A 21,576-nucleotide genomic window follows, 5' to 3' on the forward strand; every position below is an offset into this window, starting at 1 on the left:
GCCTTTTTTTGTTAATCAAACGGCGGCAACAAAGATTACATCTAGTTATAAACAAATCAATATGATAATCTTAATAGTAATCGTTATCATTAAGTGGTTTATCATGAACAATATCCTACTCATTGAACATAACCTCTCCGATAAAAGCGAATTAGATCAACAGCTAAGTGAGCAGGGTTATAGTGTTCATCGCGTCAATAATGCCTTCGATGCATTGGTTTATATGGAAACCACTCAGCTCGAAGCGATATTATTAGACTATTCAGTGCCTAAAATGGATTCATTTTGGTTACTCGTTACCAGAAAACCTTCAACGGCTATTATTGTGCTCGCAGACAGTCGCTGCGAACTAGAGCGCATTAACGCTCTTGAGTTAGGTGCCGATGATTATCTAGCAAAACCAATCAATATACGTGAATTACAATTGCGTCTTAATGTGCTTCATCGGCGCCTCCAAGCACCAATGAATGATAATTTTAATCAAGATATTAGCTTTGATGACACCAGTTATACGATTCGCTTTGCTGAAAAGTCCCTGGTGCTGACTCAAACAGAGTATCGCCTGTTTAAATATTTGTTTGATCGCCAAGGTGAGGTGATCACTAAACAAGAATTACAACGCAGAGTATTACACAAAGAGTTGGGTCGATTTGACCGTAATTTAGATATGCACATCAGTAATACACGGCGTAAATTAGTTAAACGCAATTTGCCACGCGAGCTAATTAATACGGTTCGCGGTCAAGGGTACAGCTTTAACTTTTAAAGGTTCACAGCAATTGCCGCATTTGATAAGCTATGGCGCATAAAAAAGGTGATTACTCAGCCAAAAATAAGTGCAAGCACATTAAAGGATAATCTAATGCGGATTACAGCAAACTTCGACGGCGGCAACATTAACGTCATTAATATTGATAAACATGACGATATACAACTCGCCATTCGTCCCGACTTCGGCGGTGAGTTTTATCAGTGGTTTAACTTTCGTCTAGAAGGTGAAGTTGGCCAGACATATACCCTTAATATTATCAATGCAGGTGATGCCTCATACCCGAAAGGTTGGGAAGATTACCAAGCGGTTGCCAGTTATGATCGCCAAACTTGGTTCAGATTGCCAACCCAATATGTTGATGGCAAGTTAACCATTCACGCAGAGCTAGATTGTGAAGCGATTCAAATTGCCTATTTTGCTCCTTATAGCTACGAACGTCATTTAGATTTAATCAGCGAAGTACAATTGCATCCAGCTGTCAGTCTTGAGCACCTTGGGTTAACCCTCGATGGTCGTGACATGAGTTTGCTTAAAATTGGTGATGCTAATCCTGATAAGAAAAATATCTGGATCACTGCGCGTCAACATCCTGGCGAGACCATGGCTGAATGGCTAGTCGAAGGCTTGTTAAATCAATTGCTTGATAGTGATTGCCCAACGTCTAAAGCTTTGTTAGACAAAGCCAATTTTTACATTGTGCCTAATATGAACCCAGATGGTAGCGCTCGTGGCCATTTACGGACTAATGCCGTTGGTACCAATCTTAATCGCGAATGGCAGACTCCGAGCTTAGAGAAAAGTCCTGAGGTGTATTATATTGTCAATAAAATGCACCAAACTGGTGTTGATTTGTTTTACGATGTTCATGGCGATGAAGGTCTTCCTTATGTGTTCCTAGCGGGCTGTGAAGGTGTACCAAACTACAACGATAAAATGGCCGCATTACAACAACAATTCCTGAGTGCATTAACCATTGCCAGTGCTGATTTCCAAACAGAGTTTGGTTACGACAAGGATGAACCGGGGCAAGCTAATTTAACCGTAGGGTCTAACTGGGTAGCGAATACATTCAGTTGTTTATCAAACACGTTAGAGATGCCATTTAAAGACAATGCAAATTTAGCCGACCCGTTTGTGGGCTGGTCTCCAGAACGTTGCGTATATTTAGGTGAAGCGTCTTTAGTCGCGATGTTAGCTGTTGTTGAGCAGCTATAATTTCCACACAAACGCTAAATTTAATGTTAGATGATCAGCAGGTAGAGTAAATTATGGCCTTAGTTGCATGCCCTAAATGTCAAAAGCGTATCTCAAGTCTGGCTAAACAATGTCAACATTGTAAAACAGCCTTGGATGGTAATACTGAGTCTTTAAAAATTATCAGTCATATTGAGCGTTCTAATAGCTTAATGACCCAAAGCTTTATTTTTCTGACATTGTTTATCGCAGGGGTTGTCGTGTGGTTTTGGGGAGGAGAGCCTGCTCAGGGCACAACTTCTTATCTCGCGATTGCAAGTTTTGTTATTGGCTTTACGGGCTATCTTATTACCCGAGTCAGAATAGTATTACATAAACGGAAATCAGTATGAACGATATCAATAAAGTCATTGATGAAATGCCTGAAGAAGTATACCTTCGCTTATTGTCTGCGTCTGAGTTAGGTAAGTGGGATGATGGTACAGTATTAACTCAGCCACAGCGTGAATCGACTTTGCAAGTAGTGATGTTGTATCAAGCACGTAAGCTTCAGCAAACTGAACATTTTACTATTGGTGCGGGTGGGAATATTAATGAGTTGTCTAAATCAGAGCTGAAAAAACAGTTTAAAGGCGATCCTATCGCCGAGTTTAAAGAAGCTGATTTATAAACTCATTCAATAAACGAGTTATAGTCAACAAAAATGCGAGCTACAGAGCTCGCATTTTTGTTTTCAGATTTTGCTATTAGGCTGCAGACAAGGCAACTTAATCGACTGTTAGCTCACCAATAAGGTTTTCCTGCATGCGTTGTTTGATTTGCGCTGAGGTTAATCCGATTGAAAGCAAATAATGCAGTTTTGCTAATGCAGCTTCAATGGTCATGTCTGCACCGCTTATCACCCCTGCTTGGGCTAAAGCATTACCGGTAGCATAACCGCCCATATTGACTTTGCCCTGAAAACACTGGGTTAAATTGACCAATATGATGCCGCGTTCATCGGCTTGTTTGAGGGTATCAAGCAACTTTTTATCTTGTGGCGCATTGCCCACTCCAAAGGTTAATAAAATCAGTGCTTTTACCGGTTGTTGTAAAATGTTATTAAAAATGTCCGTAGAAATACCAGGGTAAAGCGTAACCACACCAACGGGTTGCGGACTAATGGTCACAACCTCTAAAGGCTCTCCTGTTGGCTTACTAATTTTACCTGCTTTGAGGTTAATTTTAATACCTGCTTCAAGCAACATAGGGAAGTTAGGCGATGCAAATGCATCAAAGCCATCCGCATGCGCTTTCGTGGAGCGATTACCACGAAACAGCTTGTTATTAAAAAATAAACACACTTCAGCAACAGGATAATTGGCGGCAATATACAGTGAATTGAGCAAGTTAGTTTGACCGTCTGAGCGCAATTGCGCCAATGGAATTTGGGAACCGGTGACGATGACAGGTTTAGACAAACCTTGGAGCATAAATGACAAAGCCGATGCGGTATAAGCCATGGTGTCAGTGCCATGCAAAATAACGAAACCGTCGTACTTTTCATAGTTTGCTTGAATATCGTTTGCTATCATTTGCCAATCGGTTGGCGCCATATTAGATGAGTCAATCAGTGGACTGTATTCATGAATCACGAATTCAGGCATTTCGTTATGATAAAACTCCGGCATAGACTGTACACAATCGGTTAAGAACCCAGACACAGGCACAAAACCATTGGCTGTTTTTTGCATTCCGATGGTACCGCCTGTATAGGCTACGTAAATCGATCGTTTTGGCATAAATATAGGACTCTTATTTAGCGATAATTGCAGATTGTGTAAATTATACGAGCTTATTTAACGATCCCCAATAAAAAAGCCTGCTAGGCAGGCTTTTTTTGAATAATCTTCATATTACGGTGATGCAATAGGTTAATAATTACAGTTTTCGCAATACAAATAAGCATGGTTAGGATCATCAAACATTGACAATGTTTCAAATGCACCAGCCCACTGACTGACAAACTTTTCAACTATGCTGGTCTGACGAACGCTGTCTGGTACATAAGCGGCCACAGCCCCCATGAATTGCTGCATAATTTGTTGTTCAGCGCTGAGTTCTTGTTCAATCACTTTCACATCAAATTTGTCCATTTTAGCTAAATCAGCCGCTTTGGCTAATGCAATATCCATGTCACCTAGCTCATCAACTAGACCTAAGGTTAATGCGCGTTTACCTGTCCAAACACGGCCTTGAGCAATTTCGTCAACTTGCTCAAGCGTCATATGACGCTCTGTAGCCACAAGAGAGATAAACTCATGATAACCACGTTCAATATGGCGTTGAATTACCGCTGCAACTTGAGGGCTTAGTTCCCGAACCGGCGACAATCCAGCCCATTCAGAGGTTGCCACGCCATCAGAGGTCACCCCAAAATGGCTCAGTGCTTGTTCAAATGTAGCAAACATACCAAAAATACCAATCGAACCGGTTAGGGTAGTTGGGGTTGCGACAATATAATCGGCACTGGCTGATATCCAATAGCCACCAGAAGCCGCTAAGCTACCCATGCTTACCACTACAGGTTTACCTGCCGCTTTTAGCGCTAACACTTCTTGACGAATTTGCTCTGAGGCAAATGCACTGCCGCCAGGGCTATCAACTCTCAGTACGACGGCTTTGACTTTGTCGTCAAAGCGAGCTTTCATCAGCAGTGCAGAGGTACTTTCGCCACCAATTTGTCCAGCAGGTTGTTTACCGTTAAGGATGGTACCTTTGGCAACGATAACCGCTACAGAGTCATGCTCAATAAATTGAGGCATTGGCGCCGTTAATTTGCGGTAGTCATTAAAACTAATTTGTTTAAAGTTTTTACCTTCTTTATCACTACCCACACGCTCAATCATGGCAACGCGAAATGCATCTGCAGAAACCAGCTCGTCGACCCATTTCATGTTTATAGCCATTTTAGCACTGTCACCTTCAGCTTTATCAAGCTGAGCCAAGTACTCATCAGTGGTTAACACTAATTGGTCGGGGGCAATTTGACGGTTACTGGCCACAATGGTTGAGTAGCTCTGCCAAATATCATTTAGTAATACCTTGCTGGCTTGTTTATCCGCATCAGACATATCATCACGGATAAAGGGTTCTACAGCAGATTTAAACGTACCAACTCTGAATACATGAGTCGTAATTTTCAACTTGTCCAATGCCGCTTTGTAATATAAACGGTAACGACTTAACCCATCAAGCGACACCATACCTTGGTTATTAAGGTATATTTTATCTGCAAAGCTGGCTAAAAAGTATTGGTTTTGATCATAGCCATTGGCCATGGCTATCACCGACTTATCAGCCGCTTTAAACTGATTTAATGCTTCACCTATGGCGGTCATTTTACTGATGCCAGCATCTTGAAGATTGGCCAAATCCAACACTATGCTATTGATACGTTTATCTTCAGTGGCGTTATTAATAGTATAAAGAATATCTGCTAATAACATTTCACCTTCGGGATCATTAGCTTGTCCCTGTTTTAATGCCATTTCAATCGGATCAACATAATGTTTTTGATCGACTATGCTGCCAGATAAGTTTAGTACTAAAGCTGTTTGATCTTCGATGACAATCTCATCTTCGCTATTGAGCAATACCACAGCGATGACGGCCAACAAACCAAAAAATATGATGTTGATGATTAACTTGCGGATACCGTTTACTGTATTCCATAACAGTAAAAACATCCTTTTTAAAAACGAGGGTTTAGCGGACATTTGCCACTCCTTTATCAGTCTAATGTAGTCATCCTAACTGAAAATCAATATAAATGTGAAATTCAATTGTAAAGGTTTTTAACAAGGGATCGTTTAAATGATTGAGCAAAATTTACTGTCAGGGTATGCTGATTTAAATCACTTGTTTAAAAAGGATGTTTGAATGTCGTTTCCACACTTATTAGAACCTTTAGATCTCGGCTTTACAAAGCTGAAAAACCGCGTGTTGATGGGCTCAATGCACACGGGTTTAGAAGAAGAAAAAGGCGGATTTGAGAAACTGGCAGCTTTTTATAAAGAGCGTGCTCAAGGTGGCGTAGGGTTAATCGTTACCGGCGGTATCGCACCTAATTTGCGCGGCCGTCTTGCGCCACATGCTTGTCAATTAAGCTTTTCTTGGCAAGTCGGTAAACATAAAATCGTCACCGATGCCGTGCATGAAGCGGGCGGTAAAATCTGTATGCAAATTTTGCATGCGGGCCGTTACAGTTATCATCCTTTTAGTTTAGCGCCGAGCAAAGTTAAATCACCTATTACCCCTTTTACTCCTTCAGCGATGTCTGCACGCCAAGTGCGCTCAACCATTAAGGATTACGCAACCAGTGCCGCCTTGGCAAAAAAAGCCGGTTATGATGGTGTTGAAGTGATGGGCTCTGAAGGGTATCTAATCAATCAATTTATCAGTTCGCGTACCAATAAACGCAGTGATGAATGGGGCGGCAGTTATGAAAATCGGGTTAAATTCCCGATTGAAATCGTCAATGCTATTCGACACAAGGTCGGCAGTGATTTTATTATTGTGTTCCGCTTATCGATGCTCGACTTAGTCGACAATGGCTCAACCTGGGACGAAGTGGTACAGCTGGCCAAATCCCTTGAACAAGCGGGCGTGAGTATTATTAATACTGGCATCGGTTGGCATGAAGCGCGTGTTCCGACAATTTCGACCAGTGTGCCGCGTGGTGCATTCTCTTGGGTGACTGAAAAACTCAAACAAGAAGTCAAAATACCGTTAATCGCCACGAACCGAATTAATACCCCAGAAATTGGCGAGGCAATTATTGCCTCGGGTCAAGCTGACATGGTGTCAATGGCCCGACCATTTTTAGCTGATGCTGAGTTTGTGAATAAAGCTGCTGCCAATACCCCTGAATTGATTAATACTTGCATTGGTTGTAATCAGGCGTGTTTGGACCATACCTTTTCGATGAAACGAGCAACCTGTTTAGTTAATCCTCGCGCTTGTTATGAAACCGAAATTAATTTTCTACCTACCACCCATAAAAAGCGCATTGCTGTTATGGGGGCGGGCCCTGCAGGTATGGCTTTCTCTGTTTATGCTGCGTCTCGTGGTCATGAGGTCGTATTATTTGAAGCCAAGTCAGAGGTCGGTGGTCAGTTTAATTTGGCCCGTAAAATACCGGGTAAAGAAGAGTTTAACGAAACCATTCGATACTTTATGAATCAAATTAGGCTGCATAAGGTTGAATTACGTCTTAACACTAAATTAGATGCAGCGGTATTAGCTACTGAGAAATTCGATGAAGTGGTCATTGCTTCAGGTGTTGTCCCTCGCGCTTTAAAACTACCGGGTTTTGATAATCCTAAAGTGGTCGATTATCAACAAGTATTAACTGGCCAAGTTGAGATTGGTAAAACCGTAGCGCTAATTGGTGCTGGCGGTATCGGTTTTGACATGGCGCATTTCTTATGTGAATTAGAATCGAGCACCTTGCAACCCGATAAATGGTTAAAGCAGTGGGGCATTGATAAGACCTATCAACACGCTGGCGGATTAACTGCAGAAGCTGAACATGTCCCTGGTCGTGAAGTGTATTTATTGCAACGTAAAACCACCAAAATGGGTAAAGGCTTAGGTAAAACAACCGGCTGGATCCATCGTAGTGTGTTAAAACAGCATCAGGTTCACATGAAAACCGGTGTAAGCTACGAAAAGTTTGATGAGCAAGGGCTGCACATTAAAGTCGGCGAACAATCTGAAATTCTGGCTGTTGATAACGTGGTGTTGTGTGCAGGACAAATGTCTAATCTCAGTCTGGTTGATGAAATGAAGAGCAGTGGCTTGCCAGTGCACTTAATTGGCGGGGTAGATGTAGCTGCAGAATTAGACGCTAAACGGGCTATCCGTCAAGGCGCTGAGCTTGCCATGAGCATCTAATCATTGTGAAATGCGAGTATTTACCTGATTGCATTGAGAGCACTTTCATAACGTGAATTAAATAAAAAGCCTTCTGTGTTGCAGAAGGCTTTTTAATACGCTGACGAGGTTAGCTCATCAGCTGTTATTTGTGGGCTTCGATTAAGGCTTTAATGCTAATACGGCATCAATGTCTGCTGCGCTGTGACGATTTGGTAACATTTCCCATGGTTCGCCCCATGAAGTGTTAACTATTTTGCCACGTTGAACAGCCGGGCGCGCTAATACTTCATTAGCCCAACGAGTTACATTTTTATAGCTAGCAACATCTAAAAACTCTGCGGCACTGTATAAATTACCTAAGACTAAGTTGCCATACCAAGGCCATATGGCGATGTCTGCAATGGTGTATTCTTCACCGGCCACAAAGGTGTTACTTGCCAGTTGTTTATCCAACACATCTAATTGGCGTTTCACTTCCATTGCAAAACGGTTAATCGGGTATTCCTGCTTTTCATCGGCATAAGCGTAAAAATGACCAAAACCCCCGCCAAGGAATGGGGCAGAGCCTTGGGCCCAGAACAGCCAGTTAAATGTTTGCGTTCTGGCTTTGCCATCTTTAGGCAGGAATTGGTCAAATTTCTCTGCTAGATGAACCAAAATTGAAGCTGATTCAAACACTGTCACATCTTCATCAGCAGATTTATCCAATAAAGCAGGAATTTTTGAGTTTGGATTGACTGCAACGAACCCTGACGAAAATTGATCTTTTTCTCCGATGTTAATCAGATAAGCATCGTATTCCGCTTCTTTAATGCCTAATGCAAGTAACTCTTCTAACAGAATAGTTACTTTTTGCCCGTTGGGTGTACCAAGGGAATAGAGTTGTAAAGAATGCTTACCGACAGGCAGTTGTTTATCGAATCTAGCACCTGACTCAGGGCTATTAATACTCGCCCACTTGTTAGCTCCATTGGTATTATTTTGCCAAACTTTAGGTGGAGTATATTGGTTAGTCATAAAATATCCTTGTACAACCTGAAAGCAGGTTATGTAAATTTATAATGCGCTTAGCACAATATTATGAGTGTAGCGTGTATCGCTATAATGTATTAGCATCAACGCGTATGAGTTATGCTTTTATTGTTTAAATGCAACATGTTAATTATTTATTACCTGGCTTCTAACTGTTCACTTAATTCGATTAAATTGCTGACGGTTAAGTCAGGCTCAATGCCCCAGGGATCAAATACTTTTTTACTGTCGCGTTGGATCCAAGCTGTGTTAAGTCCAGCAGCTTTTGCACCAATAACATCCCAGGGATTGCTCGATACCATCCAACAATGAGTGGGATCAGTTTGAGTGCGGTTGATTAAATAATGGTAAACCGCAGGATTAGGTTTAAAGGTCTGTAGGTCGTCCACGCTGATGACATCATGTAATTGAGGTAACACGCCAGCATTATGCATTAAATTGCGCACGGCTAGTTCTGGACCATTTGAAAATGCGACTAGGGTATGGCCTTGATTGCGCAGTAATGCTAGGCCAACAATAACATCCTCAAAGGCCGATAGTTGACTAAATTTTGCCAGCAGTTGCTGTTGTGCACTTGCTGTGAGGGTAAGGTTGTAAACCGTCAAACAATATTGCAGTGCTTGTTGAGTACAAACTGCAAAATCTGCATATTGCTGCATTAATCCGCGACGGAACGCATACTCGACTTTTTTATCGTGCCACAGTTGCGCAAACTCTAGCGCTTTATCGCCAATCAGTTGTTGCAGATGTTGGCCCATCTCTAGCGGATCCACTAAGGTGCCATAAACATCAAATCCAATGACTTTATTCATGATTATTGCTCTGTGAGTGTATGGTCAATGCTGAAGCTCTGAGTAAGTAGCCAAGCTAGGTTGTTAATATCCACATCTATGCGGTGTTTATTTTGCTAATGATACCCAAGTTCCCTTGACTATAAACTAACTGTAACATTCGTTCAAATATGATTTTGAGCGTTCGTTAAAATTAATAAATAATTAAAGGTGTTTGTTATACTTATCAGAAATTGGGTTGAATGATAAGCTTTGATACTAAGTTAATTCATTGTATTATATTGATTAAAAATCATTAAAGGTGATCTGAAATGGAATGTCCTCGTTGTCAGGGTGTGTTTGCCCGCAAGGCACTTAAACAAGTACGCAAAGGTAAACATGGCGTTGAAACACAATGCCCTAAATGCGAACAATGGCTGATGTTTGAGCCTAAAATGATGATGACCAAAAATATTGGTTTATTGATTTTATTGGTATTCAGTGTGGCTAATTTCTTTATCGACAACAATGACTATCGTCTGGTGTGTTCTTTCTTAGGTTTTGCTGGTGCCTGTATTGCCTTTTATGGCGTGTTTAAAAGCAAGCTTGTCGCGGCAGAATAATTTATCCATTTTAGCTTGGTGATAGTTCGTGATGTTGAGGCTATGATATTCGACGCAGCAATGAGTACCTGAGACTGTGTGACCCAGTGTTTTAGCCATTTACCTACACATAGTCAACATTGATAAGCCAAAGGGCCGAGGCGATGTTTGTTCGGGATAAAATCATCACAAGCGTATAAAAACGTCGACAATATAGTGATATTATTTTCACTGGCCAATTGATCTCTAGGGCTGTACAGAGAACTGCGCAAAGCATAAGCCCGATAAAGCGAAGTTTGAATGGTGTTTGATTGGAAAGGGGGGAGATAGACGTTCTATTATGCTGATTGAGATGGCTAAATCTCATGTGCTCTCGTGTCGTGTATTTAAAAAGAGAGGTGATGTTGATGACCTCTCTAAAGTGACATTGATTATTATCCCGAGCAGAGATTATTTAGACTTTCTCATCATTTCACGATGAGATTGAAACTCTTCAGCATCAATAAACTTATTGTGATCCAAATCGATACGTTCAAACATACCATCACGTGAGGCATTTTTTAACATGCGCCCTTCAGATTGATGCAACTCTTGCCGTGCTTTTTGAAATTGCACAAATTCCTCTTCAGATATCAATTTGTCTTGATTCTTATCAAAATCGGAAAATACAGGCATCTGAGACATTCTCATGGCTCCATTTTCATTTCCAATAGCAGTAACAGGCAAAGAAGTAGTAAGACAAACGAGTAATACTGATACAACATAGCTATTCATAATATTCTCCTTGTTAACTTTCAATCTTATTATACGCCCAATTAACCATGATTAAAGTAAGGTTATGTAAGGCGGTTAAATTGATTATTTTGCCTGTGTGCCAAGGGTAAGGTTCTCTGCTGACTATGGCTAAAAAGGATCTGATTTAGCCATTAAGGACATTATTGTATTTGTTCGTAATAGGATTAGCTATGGTTGCACAAATCGGAAGAGTTTAGGCAGCTAGCGTTTATATTTACACAACTTGCTGCTTAATTAACAAGGGGGGCGTACGTGATTCTGCGTTTTCATTAGGGCTAAAGAATAGGGAGACATTAACCAGACTATATCTTCTATAAAAGCTTCGATAATTTGTCCGTACGTCTCCCTAGGTATTCACATGAATGAACTATCGATTTAATACTCGTCGTTGTTCGCTTCGCTCATGCGCTCGCGTCTTTCTTGAGCTTCTTCAAAAGCAGCGTTGATTTCTTCTAATACAGAATCGACATCAGCGGCTGTGGTGTCTTCTTCAAACAAACCGGTTAGCTGTGTTTCGGGTGTTAATTCACCTTGTTCATACAAGGCCCACATTTCTTTAGCGTATTTTGTCGCGGCTAATTCTGGAGCAAATTGTGAATAATAGTCAGTCATATTATTCACATCACGAAATAACATTGCTTTGGCATTATTGTTGGCTGAGGCATCAACAGCTTGAGGCAAGTCAATGATCACTGGACCATCCTTGTCGACCAGCACGTTAAACTCAGACAAATCGCCATGCACAATACCCGCACATAGCATACGCACAACATAACCCATCATAATGTAATGCTGGCTTTGTGCTTGCTCGACACTCATCTGTGTTACGTCGTTTAATCGCGGTGCAACATCACCATGAATATTGGTGATCAACTCCATTAATAGCACACCATCAAAGCAGCCATAAGGCACAGGTACTCTAATTTTAGCCGCCGCGCATTTGTATAATGCGTCGACCTCGGCATTTTGCCAGGCTTTTTCTTGTTCTTCTCGACCGTATTTAGAGCCTTTTTCCATGGCTCGACCACGACGACTGTTTTTGGTTTTTCGACCTTCTTGATATTGTGCTGCTTTTTTAAAGCTGCGTTTAGTGGCTTCCTTATACACTTTCGCGCAGCGGATCGCATCGCCACATCTGATCATATAGACCGTAGCTTCTTTGCCACTCATGAGTTGGCTTATCACTTCATCGACGAGACCATCGTCAACCAGTGGTTGTAATCGTATAGGCGTTTTCATAGCGTCGTTATACCTTACTTGCGCGCTGGATGATATATCTAAGGAAATAATTTTTACTTGCAGATGGATCACTGATTAAATGAGGCATATATTACTGAATTTGTCGTTTGTATACTCTTGTCTAATGAATCAAAATCCTGTAGCAACCCACTTAAATATAGCTGATGTTATACATTTCCCCCGAGTGAGTCCCATCGGCTGAGCTCGGAGTTATCATCAATATTAACCACTGAATATGCTATATTAGCAGGCATTATGAACACTAGTGGTATCATTGACGTAAATGATGCCAAATAGAGTATGTCTACAGTGATGCTTGAGGAAGAGATAATGGTTAAATTCTGACTCAAATAAGCGTTATATTCAGTAAGGCTTCAGTTTTTATTCAGTTAGTATTGAGTGATAGCGAGGATAATACTTGAAGATTTGATCGTTATTGAATTTGAAACCATTGTATCGACAACAGCTTTTACCACTCAGTATTATGGAGCCAACTAACACAAGCTTGATTCAATCATTGGCATGGAAGTCATCATGCAAGCCTAATTCTTTTTACATTTAATAGAGTTTTTATGAAACGGACCTTACTTTTAGCACTATTTATTTTTTCTAACGCCGCCAACGCAGTTGAACCTCTTTTTGAAACCCCCAAAGACATGCAACCCACATGGATTGATAATATTTTGTCTGTGTTTGGTGCCGATGGTGAGTTTGATGACACTAAAGCCATTGATATGAGCTATTTGCCTACGGCTTATTACACCCCAGAGAAGAAGTTTGGTGTAGGGCTATTAATGGTGGGGTTATATAAAACCGATAATGCATCCAGTGAAGAGCAGCCCTCATCATTAGTATTGAACTCGTTTGCATCAATGAATCAATCCTATGGCGTTACAGTCGAGAACATGACGTTTTTAAATCAAGGTAAGCAGCGATTGCTGCTTGATTTAGAGCTGCACAATGAAGCAGCAGTGTATTATGGTGTTGGGATTGAACAAGGCGATCAAGACCTTAATCATCACGAATTCAAAGAACAACTGTATAGTTTTAAACCGCGCTGGATGACCGAAGTCGCCGATAACTATTTTATTGGCGTAGGTGCTGATTTTATTTATACCACAGCAGACAGTCTAGAATTAGTTGCCACCCAAGCCCCTGTTGATGCAAATAGCCTTTTGCCAGATAATTTTAGCTCAGGTGTTGTGATCACCAGTATTTATGACTCAAGAGATTATCGTTTGAATGCCACAAAAGGTTGGTTGTTTCAGCTGGATGCTGGATTATATCAAAATGACCAATTCGATTCGTTTTCTACCTATAATATTGAATTAGCGAATTATATCGATTTAGGGACAACACCTGGATTAATCGCTTGGCAAGTTCAAGGTCACCTTACCAGTGGTGACGTGCCGTGGAATCTTTTACCTGACCTTGGCGGTTCAGATGCGATGCGCGGTTACATTAGAGGCCGATATCGCGATGAGCAAATGATGATGGGACAGGTTGAATATCGATTACCAATATTTCAGCGCTATGGCATGGTATTTTGGGGCTCGGTCGGCAGTGTTGCGCCTAAAGTCAGTGATTTAACGGATACTCTATTAACCGCCTACGGCACTGGATTCCGCTTTAAAATTAAAGACAATATTAATTTACGTTTTGACGTTGGGGTGGGGGAGAATGACACTAACTTCTACTTAAATGTAAATGAAGTTTTTTAAGTCGATATTTCCTAAGGTCTTATTATTGCTTATAAGGCCTTCATGCGATTCCTATTTTTAAAGGAAAAGAAACCCGAAATGCTTTTTCTAGTAACATCAATGGCACCAATAAGACCGATACTGACAAGGTGTTGTCATATTAATGTATCAACCACAGCTTGTTTAGCGGCAACGAGAGTACTGATGATTCTCGGTTTTTCAAGTGGATTGCTGCACAGTAGCAGTGCCATGGCCGCTGAGGTTGAGCAAGAGTGTCAGCGAAACTTTAGTTACTCTATTTTTCTCAGTGGTCTGCACATGGGCAACATGACCCGCACCGAGAACTGGCAGGGTAAATCAGCCGTTATTACCTCAACAAGTAAAGCCAGTATTTTAGGTATTGGCACTCAATACCAGCAGCGCACTGAGTTATCTTGGTCAAATTCCACTCATGAATGGCTAACGCATAAGTTTCATCAACAAGTGACCGGCTTTCGTGCCCGAGACATGCAAGTCACTCTAGAAAATCACGGTCTCGGCTCTCGTGTTGATGTTGATGGTGAAGTCAGCCATTACCAATCAAATAGAATACCGCTCAGAGATGTTGATACTCTAGCCATTCAAATTCGTGAGTATTTACTCAACGGGCGACAGCAATTTGCGCTGATAAGACAAGCCTCTGATGCGGTTGAATCCTATCAGTACTATGTTAAAGACACACTCACCTCTAACATCGCACCCTGGGGAGAATTACAACTTATACCCGTTGAACAAACTGGGGCGGAAGAGGTGACTTACTATTTTGCGCCGAGCATAGATTATCAACTGGTAAAAGCACATTACCATGGGATTATTTTACAAGGGAATATTGAGTTAGACAGTTACGTGTCATCTTGCGACGCTTTGAGCAATAGTTAATCGCTAACGTAAAGAGGTGATAAGCGATGTCCTCTGAATAGCTTGTTGTCACCGATAACAAGCTTAAATGACGCTTATTGATCCCTTCATGCTCCATATTATGGCGATTCAGTTTCAGTTATCAGTGTTAGTCATAGGGTTAAGCTGACGTTAGGTATATCAGTCGCGCTACAATCCGCTTTTTGCCTATCGTATTTAACATCACTCCTTCAGGCTTTTCTTGTCCAATGCTTATCCCGAGTTCAGGTTAAATAGACAGTGTTGCTGCTAAATATAACTAAGCTGACGAAGAGACATATGTGCTTAAGAGGATAGTGTTAGCGGCGTTAAAATACACCGCGATCTGCTGTTATGGAGATAACTGAGGTTAAGATTAGATTAGCATTAGATTAGTATTAGTGCTGGAAGGCTTAGATTCTGTTGGGTAAATAAATACTATTCATTCTCGCCCTGAATATCAGCGATTAGGTTAAACCTCAATAGTTAAATCCCAACAGTTAAGCCGTAATCCTAACCTTTGTATGTAAAGGTCAATACAGCCGCTGCAATCCATTTACTGCAAGATATTTGCTGAAGTCGCTTAACTGAACAGATCAACTGAAATACAAGAAACCGTACAGAGTAATTTATCGATTAACCTTCGTGAGCTAATTTTGGGGTTATCTGTAACTGCTGGGTTAATGCTGTTGTCTGTTTATGGCTACTATTTTCCGCCGCATATTGACGTTTAGCCACAATTTGTACGCCCTCAGTGGATAATTTGAGGTTTAAATCGCTTTCAGGCACACAGCAGCAGGGCAGACATTCGTTAGACTTAAGCTCTGCCAGAGGTTTGGAGAGGTAGCTGACTTCTCCAGATATGACTGTGGTTTTACAGGCGCCGCAAAAACCGTTGCGGCACTCTGAAAATACTTTTACTTTTTTCGCTTCAAGCGCTTCTAGTAAGCTTGAGTGTTGGCCGTCAAATAAAATAACCGGCTGTCCTTTCAAGCTTACAATAGGCGCTTTTTTGAAAAATGTTTTATAGGTCAAAATCTAAAAACTCATCGCCATCAACAGAAGAATCAATTTGTCCTACAAGGTATGAAGACACTTCAACTTCTTGTGGGGCAACCTGTACTGCATCACTTTCTAACCAGTTTTTCATCCACGGAAGAGGATTTGACGATTCTTCGTATGGCTGCGGTAAATGTACCGACTTCATCCGCTGATTAGTAATAAATTCAACATACTGGCACAAAATCTGTTCGTTAAGACCAATCATTGATCCGTCTTTAAATAAATACTTGGCCCATGCTTTTTCTTGTTCTGCCGCTTTGACAAATAAGTCGTAGGCTTCTTGCTTACATTCAGCTGCAATCTCGGCCATTTCAGGATCGTCTTTGCCGCCTTGCATTAAGCTTAATATGTGTTGCGTACCGTTAAGGTGCAAGGCTTCATCACGGGCAATCAGGCGAATGATTTTAGCATTTCCTTCCATGACGCGACGCTCAGCAAAAGCAAATGAACATGCAAAACTGACATAGAAACGAATCGCTTCTAAAGCATTAACCGACATCATGCACAAATATAATGACTTTTTCAGTATGCGTGAGTTAACGGTAATTTCTTTGCCGTCGATCACATGAGTGCCTTCACCTAACAGGTTATTAATCTGGGTAAGGTGAATTAAATCATCGTAATAAGCCGCAATATCACCGGCACGCTTTAAAATTTCATCATTTTGCACAATATCGTCAAACACCACAGAAGGATTGTTAACAATATTACGAATAATATGAGTGTACGAACGCGAGTGAATCGTTTCAGAAAATGACCAGGTTTCAATCCAGGTTTCTAATTCAGGTAGCGATACTAACGGTAAAAACGCTACGTTAGGTGAACGCCCTTGAATTGAGTCGAGCAAGGTTTGGTATTTAAGGTTTGACAGAAAAATATGTTTTTCATGGTCAGGTAAATCACCGAAATCAATTTTGTCGCGACTGACATCAACTTCTTCTGGGCGCCAGAAGAAACTTAATTGCTTTTCAATCAGTTTTTCAAAAATTTCATATTTTTGCTGATCGTAGCGTGCCACATTCACGGATTGACCGAAAAACATAGGTTCTTTGGTCGAATCGTTAGGTATTTGACAAAATGTTGAGTAAGCCATTATTTAGGTGTCCTGAAAACGCATTTTCCAAAAGCGGGGAAGACCCCCGCTAAATATACATAAAGTGAAGATTAAATTTTACACGCACCGCCACCGCAGCCATCGTCTTCTTCTTCGACAGCAATAATGTCGTCAAATTGATCAGAAGCACCGTCGCGAGTGTTATGATAATACAATGTTTTAATCCCTAGCTTGTAGACACTTAACAGGTCTTTAAGCAAGGTTTGCATTGGTACACGACCGCCTTCAAAACGGCTTGGGTCATAATTGGTATTGGCTGAAATCGCTTGATCGATAAACTTCTGCATTAAACCAACAAGCTGGATATAACCATCATTGTTTGGCATATTCCACAGCAGTTCATACTTGTCTTTAAGCAACTCAAAGTCTGGTACTACTTGCTTTAACTGCCCGTCTTTACTGGCCTTAACGCTGATCAATCCACGTGGAGGCTCAATACCATTAGTCGCATTTGAAATTTGCGATGAAGTCTCAGAAGGCATTAATGCAGACAAGGTCGAGTTACGTAAGCCGTACTGTTTAATATCGCTACGTAAACCTTCCCAATCCATGTGCAATGGTTCGTCACAAATTTTATCTAAATCGCGCTTATAGGTGTCGATAGGTAAAATACCTTTCGAATAAGTTGTCTCGTGGAATAACGGACATGCACCTTGCTCTTTAGCTAAGTTCATTGACGCTTTGAGTAAATAGAACTGAATCGCTTCAAAGGTTTTATGAGTCAGGTTATTTGCTGAACCGTCAGAGTACTTTTTACCATTTTTAGCCAAATAGTTGGCAAAGTTAATCACACCAATACCTAAAGTACGGCGATTCATTGAGCTGGTTTGCGCGGCTTTGATTGGGTAATCTTGATAATCAAGTAAGTTATCTAATGCACGCACAGCTAAATCTGCTAAAGGCTCAAGTTCAGATAAATCCTTAATCGCACCTAAGTTAAGCGCTGATAAAGTACATAAGGCGATTTCACCGTCTGGATCGTCAATGTTAGTTAACGGTTTAGTCGGCAAGGCAATTTCTAAACATAAGTTAGATTGCTTAATCGGTGCTACTTTAGAGTCAAATGGACTGTGCGTATTGCAATGGTCGACGTTTTGAATATAGATACGGCCAGTAGAGGCACGTTCTTGCATCATCAGTGAAAACAATTCAACTGCTTTGATCTGCTTTTTACGTATGCTGCTGTCTTGTTCATACTGCAGGTATAAACGTTCAAATTCGACTTGGTCTTCAAAGAAAGCATCGTAAAGGCCAGGCACATCAGATGGACTAAATAAGCTAATGTAGTCGCCTTTGATTAAACGTTGGTACATTAATTTGTTTAGCTGCACGCCGTAATCAAGATGACGCACACGGTTGTCTTCAACACCACGATTATTTTTCAGTACTAGCAGTGATTCAACTTCTAGATGCCATAACGGGTAGAACAGTGTTGCTGCACCACCACGGACTCCGCCTTGGGAACAAGACTTAACCGCTGTTTGGAAATACTTATAAAACGGTAAACAACCGGTGTGGAATGCTTCACCGCCACGAATAGGGCTACCTAAAGCACGAATACGGCCTGCATTAATACCAATACCTGCACGTTGGCTCACGTATTTAACAATAGACGATGCCGTAGCATTGATTGAGTCTAGGCTGTCATCACACTCGATGAGTACACATGAGCTGAATTGACGTGTCGGTGTACGAACACCCGCCATGATTGGCGTTGGAAGTGAAATCTTAAATAAAGATGTCGCGTCATAGAAGTCTTTAATGTACTTCAAACGGATTTCTTTTGGATAACGAGCAAACAAACACGCTGCGACTAAAATGTATAAAAACTGTGCGCTTTCATATACTTCGTGAGTCACACGGTTTTGAACCAGGTATTTACCCTCTAGCTGCTTGACTGCGGCGTAAGAGAAATTCATGTCACGCCAGTGATCAATATAGCCATCAAGGATATCTAACTCTTCACGGCTGTAATCCGCCATGATGTGCATGTCATATTTACCAATTTCAACTAACTTGGTGACATGATCGAATAGCTTAGGCGGTTCAAATTGGCCAAACGCTTTTTTACGTAAGTGGAATACCGCTAAGCGGGCTGCCACAAATTGGTAATCAGGTGACTCAGGAGAGATCAAGTCAGCCGCGGCCTTAATGATCGTTTCATGAATGGCTTCAGTTGGAATGCCATCAAAAAACTGCAGATGAGATCGAAGTTCTACTTCAGATACTGAGACGTTTTTTAATCCCTTGGCTGCCCAAGTGATCACGCGATGAATTTTATCTAAATCGATCGATTCACGTTCGCCACTGCGTTTAGTGACTGTCATATTGCTATTCATTGAAGAGAGGCCTTGGTTCTATATCTAATCATGTGATCTGTTGTTGGATGCAGTGCTGCTGGGTTCGATCTGAACCCGTTACAAAACAATTCCATGTTAAAACAATCAACTTGAAGGTACTCACAACATGGCAGTAAACCACCAATACGTTCAGTTAACATCTATCTCCTCGTTATGCTGTGGAGTAGTGTTTTGATTGTCGGCCACACACAAGATATGGTGTTATTTAAAATCTAAGATACAAGATAGTGAGGTTTGAGTTTTTTTGCAAGCCACAATTATATTAACTTCTTGTGGATAACTTGAGGATAAACGGCAGGGTTAGTGACAGCTAACCCTAGAGCCCAAATTTATAACGTGTTTTTTATAAATGATATTTTTTCAACCATCAAATAAGAAAGTTTTGATCGCTAAAATAAACAGCGATCGAAAATTTACCCTCAATTTTAGATTGATCTTTTAGGGCTTTTGATCGGTAAGTGATTGTCAGCATAATCTTTAGCCAATGATGCATTCAGAGGTGTATTTTTGATGAATCGATCTCAAAAAGACGACGGAGTAAAAAAGTGTTTTAATGCTGCACCATGTTCAAATTGGCATGTTGCTGGCCATGTATTCGGTGTGTCGCTGGGTGATAAATAGCCCCATAAGGCAATGCCACCTATCATACTTGCGTTGCGAGCGGCGACTAAATCACGCTCAGCATCGCCTAGGTATAAAATACTTTGAGGTGCGATGGCTATTTGTTGAGCGGCTAATAACATCGGCGCAGTATGAGGTTTAGCGTGACAGGTACTATCGCCGCTGATCATGGTTTTCAGTTTATCGGTTAAGCCCAGCTTTTGTATTAATGGCCGAGCAAATCGAGCTGGCTTATTGGTGACGACACCGTAGGGAATGGCTTGGGAATCTAATAGGGTTAAGAGTTCGGGTAAATCGTCGAACAAACGGCTGTGATCGCCATTAATGCGTGCATAATGGTGCAGTAGTGCTTGTTGAATATCAAGTTGAACGTGTTCATCTGCCTGTGGAATAGCGGTCTTGACCAAATATAAACTGCCATGTGAAGCCGCATGACGCATGGTTTCGAGCGTTTGAACCTTAAAACCGGCTTCGTCTAAACTCAAATTTAATGCTTGGACTAAATCAGGTGCGGTGTCGGCTAAGGTACCGTCTAAATCGAACAGTACCCCTTTAATGTCGTGCATATGCAAGAGTTAGCTCCTCACAGAGAAATGGCAGTAAATCCACGCAGCCTTTAATAGCGTTAGCGGTATAACATAACGCTATTGGGCTTCATTTATGTTTTTCACTGTTGCAACAGTGAAAAACATAGGCTGGCTAATCTATTTTTTGTGTGGCTATCATATAGTTAACATCGACACTCTTGGTGTACTTAAATACACCTGATAGAGGATTGTAAGTAATACCTAATGCATCTCTGCACAATAAATCGGTGTTATCGACTAATGCCATCAGTTCAGATGGGCGAATAAATTTACTGTGATCGTGGGTGCCAATTGGAAGCATTTTTAATAGATATTCAGCGCCGATTATGGTTTTAAGGTATGACATCATATTGCGGTTAATCGTCGAGATAAATACAAAACCATTGGGTTTTACCATGTCACAACATGCTTGAATTACCGATTGTGGATCCGGTACATGCTCAAGCATTTCCATACAGGTTACTACATCGTATTGCTCGCGGTGCGAATCGCGGTGTGCTTCGGCGGTAGTTTTAAGATAGTTAACCGCTACCCCAGAATCTAATGCATGCAGTTTTGCCACTTCAAGTGGTTCAGTTCCCATGTCAATACCATCAACGTGTGCACCCAGGCGAGCCATACTTTCTGACAAAATGCCACCGCCACAGCCGACATCAAGCACTTTCTTATCGAAAATACCGCCAGCGGTTTGATCAATGTAGTTTAAACGCAGTGGATTAAGTAAGTGCAATGGCTTGAACTCGCCATTGAGATCCCACCATGTTTGTGCCATGGCTTCAAATTTTGCGATCTCTTGCGGATCAACATTGGGTGTCGATTGTTCAGCGTGTGACATAACTTAACCTAAGTGTCTAATAAAGTATGATGGCTATTATAACGATAACCTTTGTGAAT

The 21,576-nt window shown here is 41.2% G+C and carries 19 protein-coding genes; 8 read left to right on the forward strand and 11 right to left on the reverse strand.

Annotated elements, in window-relative coordinates; all coding sequences use genetic code 11:
* The first annotated feature begins 103 nt into the window (after window positions 1-103).
* The 4 genes from H5114_RS10270 (at window position 104) to H5114_RS10285 (ending at window position 2,636) form a co-directional block, all read left to right on the forward strand.
* On the forward strand, window positions 104-766 hold the full coding sequence (locus tag H5114_RS10270; RefSeq protein WP_182722850.1) for a response regulator transcription factor: 663 nt from the start codon (window positions 104-106) through the stop codon (window positions 764-766).
* Between the two features lie 96 nt (window positions 767-862).
* Window positions 863-1,987: a carboxypeptidase family protein gene (locus H5114_RS10275; RefSeq protein WP_182722851.1), complete on the forward strand. Its 1,125-nt coding sequence runs from the start codon at window positions 863-865 to the stop codon at window positions 1,985-1,987.
* A 53-nt stretch (window positions 1,988-2,040) separates the two neighbouring features.
* Entirely contained in the window at window positions 2,041-2,358 is a 318-nt protein-coding gene (locus tag H5114_RS10280; protein WP_124014743.1) for a zinc ribbon domain-containing protein, read from the forward strand.
* On the forward strand, window positions 2,355-2,636 hold the full coding sequence (locus tag H5114_RS10285) for a YeaC family protein (protein ID WP_124014744.1): 282 nt from the start codon (window positions 2,355-2,357) through the stop codon (window positions 2,634-2,636). The genes H5114_RS10280 and H5114_RS10285 overlap by 4 nt, the downstream gene beginning before the upstream one ends.
* Before the next feature lie 97 nt (window positions 2,637-2,733).
* On the opposite strand, the gene ansA is transcribed toward H5114_RS10285, so the two are convergent.
* Window positions 2,734-3,747 carry an asparaginase gene (ansA, locus tag H5114_RS10290; RefSeq protein ID WP_182697276.1) on the reverse strand — a complete coding sequence of 338 codons (1,014 nt, stop codon included), beginning with the start codon at window positions 3,745-3,747 and terminating at the stop codon, window positions 2,734-2,736.
* Window positions 3,748-3,879: 132 nt separating this feature from the next.
* The gene (gene sppA, locus H5114_RS10295; RefSeq protein WP_124014746.1) at window positions 3,880-5,724 is read right to left on the reverse strand and encodes a signal peptide peptidase SppA; all 1,845 of its coding nucleotides are present in this window, start codon (window positions 5,722-5,724) and stop codon (window positions 3,880-3,882) included.
* Between the two features lie 163 nt (window positions 5,725-5,887).
* Between sppA and H5114_RS10300 the strand changes: the two genes are divergently transcribed.
* The gene (locus H5114_RS10300; protein ID WP_182722852.1) at window positions 5,888-7,903 is read left to right on the forward strand and encodes an FAD-dependent oxidoreductase; all 2,016 of its coding nucleotides are present in this window, start codon (window positions 5,888-5,890) and stop codon (window positions 7,901-7,903) included.
* Between the two features lie 141 nt (window positions 7,904-8,044).
* Here H5114_RS10300 and yghU read toward each other — a convergent pair whose 3' ends face one another.
* On the reverse strand, window positions 8,045-8,902 hold the full coding sequence (gene yghU / locus H5114_RS10305; RefSeq protein ID WP_182722853.1) for a glutathione-dependent disulfide-bond oxidoreductase: 858 nt from the start codon (window positions 8,900-8,902) through the stop codon (window positions 8,045-8,047).
* A 152-nt stretch (window positions 8,903-9,054) separates the two neighbouring features.
* Window positions 9,055-9,729 (reverse strand): haloacid dehalogenase type II, encoded by a 675-nt coding sequence (locus H5114_RS10310; RefSeq protein ID WP_220487558.1) that lies wholly within the window; start codon window positions 9,727-9,729, stop codon window positions 9,055-9,057.
* A gap of 290 nt (window positions 9,730-10,019) precedes the next feature.
* Between H5114_RS10310 and H5114_RS10315 the strand changes: the two genes are divergently transcribed.
* Window positions 10,020-10,310, forward strand: coding sequence for a hypothetical protein (locus H5114_RS10315; RefSeq protein ID WP_124014750.1), 291 nt, complete (start codon window positions 10,020-10,022; stop codon window positions 10,308-10,310).
* Between the two features lie 429 nt (window positions 10,311-10,739).
* Here H5114_RS10315 and H5114_RS10320 read toward each other — a convergent pair whose 3' ends face one another.
* Window positions 10,740-11,063: a hypothetical protein gene (locus H5114_RS10320; RefSeq protein ID WP_182697280.1), complete on the reverse strand. Its 324-nt coding sequence runs from the start codon at window positions 11,061-11,063 to the stop codon at window positions 10,740-10,742.
* 396 nt (window positions 11,064-11,459) lie between these two features.
* Window positions 11,460-12,323 (reverse strand): PA4780 family RIO1-like protein kinase, encoded by an 864-nt coding sequence (locus H5114_RS10325; protein WP_124014752.1) that lies wholly within the window; start codon window positions 12,321-12,323, stop codon window positions 11,460-11,462.
* A 572-nt stretch (window positions 12,324-12,895) separates the two neighbouring features.
* Here H5114_RS10325 and H5114_RS10330 point away from each other — a divergent pair.
* Entirely contained in the window at window positions 12,896-14,044 is a 1,149-nt protein-coding gene (locus H5114_RS10330) for a BamA/TamA family outer membrane protein (protein ID WP_182722854.1), read from the forward strand.
* Between the two features lie 228 nt (window positions 14,045-14,272).
* Window positions 14,273-14,941: a hypothetical protein gene (locus H5114_RS10335; protein ID WP_182722975.1), complete on the forward strand. Its 669-nt coding sequence runs from the start codon at window positions 14,273-14,275 to the stop codon at window positions 14,939-14,941.
* A gap of 633 nt (window positions 14,942-15,574) precedes the next feature.
* On the opposite strand, the gene yfaE is transcribed toward H5114_RS10335, so the two are convergent.
* The 5 genes from yfaE to ubiG form a co-directional block, all read right to left on the reverse strand.
* On the reverse strand, window positions 15,575-15,973 hold the full coding sequence (yfaE, locus tag H5114_RS10340; RefSeq protein WP_182722855.1) for a class I ribonucleotide reductase maintenance protein YfaE: 399 nt from the start codon (window positions 15,971-15,973) through the stop codon (window positions 15,575-15,577).
* Window positions 15,963-17,093 carry a class Ia ribonucleoside-diphosphate reductase subunit beta gene (gene nrdB, locus H5114_RS10345; protein WP_182697282.1) on the reverse strand — a complete coding sequence of 377 codons (1,131 nt, stop codon included), beginning with the start codon at window positions 17,091-17,093 and terminating at the stop codon, window positions 15,963-15,965. The genes yfaE and nrdB overlap by 11 nt, the downstream gene beginning before the upstream one ends.
* A 71-nt stretch (window positions 17,094-17,164) precedes the next feature.
* Window positions 17,165-19,453, reverse strand: coding sequence for a class 1a ribonucleoside-diphosphate reductase subunit alpha (gene nrdA / locus H5114_RS10350; protein WP_124014756.1), 2,289 nt, complete (start codon window positions 19,451-19,453; stop codon window positions 17,165-17,167).
* Between the two features lie 542 nt (window positions 19,454-19,995).
* A complete protein-coding gene (locus H5114_RS10355; protein WP_182722856.1) occupies window positions 19,996-20,667 on the reverse strand; it encodes an HAD family hydrolase in 672 nt (223 codons plus the stop codon).
* Between the two features lie 127 nt (window positions 20,668-20,794).
* A complete protein-coding gene (ubiG, locus tag H5114_RS10360) occupies window positions 20,795-21,517 on the reverse strand; it encodes a bifunctional 2-polyprenyl-6-hydroxyphenol methylase/3-demethylubiquinol 3-O-methyltransferase UbiG (RefSeq protein ID WP_182722857.1) in 723 nt (240 codons plus the stop codon).
* Window positions 21,518-21,576 lie beyond the last annotated feature (59 nt).

The organism is Shewanella sp. SR43-8, assembly GCF_014163775.1.
In the GTDB taxonomy this organism is placed as follows: Bacteria; Pseudomonadota; Gammaproteobacteria; order Enterobacterales; family Shewanellaceae; genus Shewanella; species Shewanella vesiculosa.

What these genes read in the sequence shown, in the direction of transcription:
- H5114_RS10270 (WP_182722850.1), top strand. Translation starts at nt 104, where the DNA reads ATGAACAATATCCTACTCATTGAACATAACCTCTCCGATAAAAGCGAA.
- H5114_RS10275 (WP_182722851.1), top strand. Translation starts at nt 863, where the DNA reads ATGCGGATTACAGCAAACTTCGACGGCGGCAACATTAACGTCATTAAT.
- H5114_RS10280 (WP_124014743.1), top strand. Translation starts at nt 2,041, where the DNA reads ATGGCCTTAGTTGCATGCCCTAAATGTCAAAAGCGTATCTCAAGTCTG.
- H5114_RS10285 (WP_124014744.1), top strand. Translation starts at nt 2,355, where the DNA reads ATGAACGATATCAATAAAGTCATTGATGAAATGCCTGAAGAAGTATAC.
- ansA (WP_182697276.1), bottom strand. Translation starts at nt 3,747, where the DNA reads ATGCCAAAACGATCGATTTACGTAGCCTATACAGGCGGTACCATCGGA.
- sppA (WP_124014746.1), bottom strand. Translation starts at nt 5,724, where the DNA reads ATGTCCGCTAAACCCTCGTTTTTAAAAAGGATGTTTTTACTGTTATGG.
- H5114_RS10300 (WP_182722852.1), top strand. Translation starts at nt 5,888, where the DNA reads ATGTCGTTTCCACACTTATTAGAACCTTTAGATCTCGGCTTTACAAAG.
- yghU (WP_182722853.1), bottom strand. Translation starts at nt 8,902, where the DNA reads ATGACTAACCAATATACTCCACCTAAAGTTTGGCAAAATAATACCAAT.
- H5114_RS10310 (WP_220487558.1), bottom strand. Translation starts at nt 9,729, where the DNA reads ATGAATAAAGTCATTGGATTTGATGTTTATGGCACCTTAGTGGATCCG.
- H5114_RS10315 (WP_124014750.1), top strand. Translation starts at nt 10,020, where the DNA reads ATGGAATGTCCTCGTTGTCAGGGTGTGTTTGCCCGCAAGGCACTTAAA.
- H5114_RS10320 (WP_182697280.1), bottom strand. Translation starts at nt 11,063, where the DNA reads ATGAATAGCTATGTTGTATCAGTATTACTCGTTTGTCTTACTACTTCT.
- H5114_RS10325 (WP_124014752.1), bottom strand. Translation starts at nt 12,323, where the DNA reads ATGAAAACGCCTATACGATTACAACCACTGGTTGACGATGGTCTCGTC.
- H5114_RS10330 (WP_182722854.1), top strand. Translation starts at nt 12,896, where the DNA reads ATGAAACGGACCTTACTTTTAGCACTATTTATTTTTTCTAACGCCGCC.
- H5114_RS10335 (WP_182722975.1), top strand. Translation starts at nt 14,273, where the DNA reads ATGGCCGCTGAGGTTGAGCAAGAGTGTCAGCGAAACTTTAGTTACTCT.
- nrdB (WP_182697282.1), bottom strand. Translation starts at nt 17,093, where the DNA reads ATGGCTTACTCAACATTTTGTCAAATACCTAACGATTCGACCAAAGAA.
- nrdA (WP_124014756.1), bottom strand. Translation starts at nt 19,453, where the DNA reads ATGAATAGCAATATGACAGTCACTAAACGCAGTGGCGAACGTGAATCG.
- ubiG (WP_182722857.1), bottom strand. Translation starts at nt 21,517, where the DNA reads ATGTCACACGCTGAACAATCGACACCCAATGTTGATCCGCAAGAGATC.